Genomic DNA, 1,970 nt, shown 5'->3' with positions numbered 1-1,970 from the left:
TGTCCTGTCTCGGCTGATGGTTGACACTGCGGCTTCACCTGATGCTTGACACCGCTTGCCTCGGCTTGGCTGTGCGCGTCTGATCGGCGCGTGCAGGGAGGGCTGAGGCCGTGCTGGTGGAGTTGAGCGTGGTCGAGCAGCGGTATCACGCGGTCATGGAGGTGGCCGCGGGGGTTGCAGTCACTCAAGTCGCGGCCCGGTATGGGGTGTCGAGGCAGTCGGTGCATTCCTGGGTGCGCAAGTACGAGCAGTCGGGCCTGCCGGGGCTGGCGGACCGGTCGCATCGGCCGGCTTCGTGTCCGCACCGGATCGCGGCGGACGTTGAGGCGGCGGTGTGTGAGCTGCGGCGCCGGCATCCGGGCTGGGGGCCGCGCCGGTTGGTGCACGAGCTGGAGCGTCGAGGTGTGCTGCCGGTGCCCTCCAGGGCCACGGTCTATCGGGTGCTGGTCCGCAACGGCCTGGTGCAGCCGGGGGTGCGCAAGCGGCGTAGGTCGGATTACCGCAGGTGGGAGCGGGAAACGGCGATGGAGTTGTGGCAGATGGACATCGTGGGCGGGCTGCTGCTGGCCGACGGGGCCGAGTGCAAGCTGGTCACCGGCATCGACGACCACTCCCGCTTCGTGGTGATCGCGAAGGTGGTGCGGCGGGCGACCGGGCGAGCGGTGTGTCTGGCCTTCGGTGAGGCCCTGCAGCGGTTCGGGGTGCCCGGCGAAGTGCTCACCGACAACGGCAAGCAGTTCACCGCCCGGTTCGGCTCCGGCAAGCCGGGAGAGACGATGTTCGACCGGATCTGCCGGGAGAACGGCATCACCCACCGGCTCACCAAGCCGAGGTCGCCCACGACCACGGGGAAGATCGAGCGGTTCCATCAGACGCTGCGGCGTGAACTGCTCGATGAACATAGCCCGTTCGCGGACCTGGCCGCCGCGCAGCAGACGGTGGACGGGTGGCTTGAGGACTACAACCAGGCCCGTCCGCACCAGGCACTGGGCATGCAGGCTCCGGCCGTCCGGTTCAGCACCAAGGCGGCCCAGGCGGAAGCCGCGGTACTGCCCGTGAAGCTGCCGCCGAGCCTGCAGGCGGTCACCGGCACCGAGACGCCCATGGTGGTGCCTGTCCCGCGTCAGCCGCCAGAGCAGACGGCCCGCTCCTGGCCCGTGACCCGCGACGAGGTCGGCACGATCGAGATAGTGCGGACGGTGCCGCCGAGCGGGAACCTCTCGGTGAGCGGACAGCAGATCTGGTTCGGACCGGCGCTGGCCGGCACCGAGGTGACCTTGCGGATCGACGTGAACCGGCTGCACGTGCTCATCGGCGGCGCACGGCACAAGACACTTCCCTCGAAGCTGTCCGGCCGTGACCTGCGCGCATTGCTGGCCTGCGGGGACGCCCGCCCCGCCGGGCCCTGGGCCGACGAGCCGGGCCCGGCCGACACGGCCGCGGTGGAGGTCGACCGCACCGTCAACCCGGTCGGCTACATCGGCCTGGGCGGCGACCGCTGCAACATCGGCTGGGCCTTCGCCGGACAGCGGGTCACCCTGCGGCTGGATGGCACCGTGATGCAGGTCCTCGACGAACAGCGCCTCCTGCTGGCCGCGCTGCCCTGCCCGCTGTCGGCCACCGCCTGCGGCCGCCTGCGCGGAGCCAGACCAGCCGGGCCGCCCCCGACCGTCCCACCACCCGCTCCGCAGATCGCCGAGCGGCACGTCAGCAGCATCGGCGGCTTCGTCGTCGCAGGCCAGCGCATCCAACTCGGACGGGCCTACGCCCGCCAGGTCGTCACCGCCCACCTGGACGACAGCGTCATCCGCGTCTTCCACGGCGACGACCTGATCACCACCGTTCCCCGCACCACCACCAAGGGGGTGGTCGTCCGCAAATCCGGGGAGTACAACAGACGAAAGATCGTCTAGGACAGACGTCAAGCATCACCCGACGCCGAACCGTCAACCATCACCTGAGACCCGACA

1 protein-coding gene is annotated in these 1,970 nt (G+C 70.2%); it reads left to right on the top strand.

Annotation, left to right across the window (positions count from 1 at the left end; genetic code table 11):
* Window positions 1-122 precede the first annotated feature (122 nt).
* Entirely contained in the window at window positions 123-1,913 is a 1,791-nt protein-coding gene (locus ACZ4Z3_RS40150) for an IS481 family transposase (protein WP_468505694.1), read from the top strand.
* The last annotated feature ends 57 nt before the right edge of the window (window positions 1,914-1,970 follow it).

The organism is Streptomyces sp. NPDC030296 (genome assembly GCF_055572815.1).
Note: the sequence above shows the minus strand (reverse complement) of the source record. Positions and strands in the feature narration are given on the sequence as shown.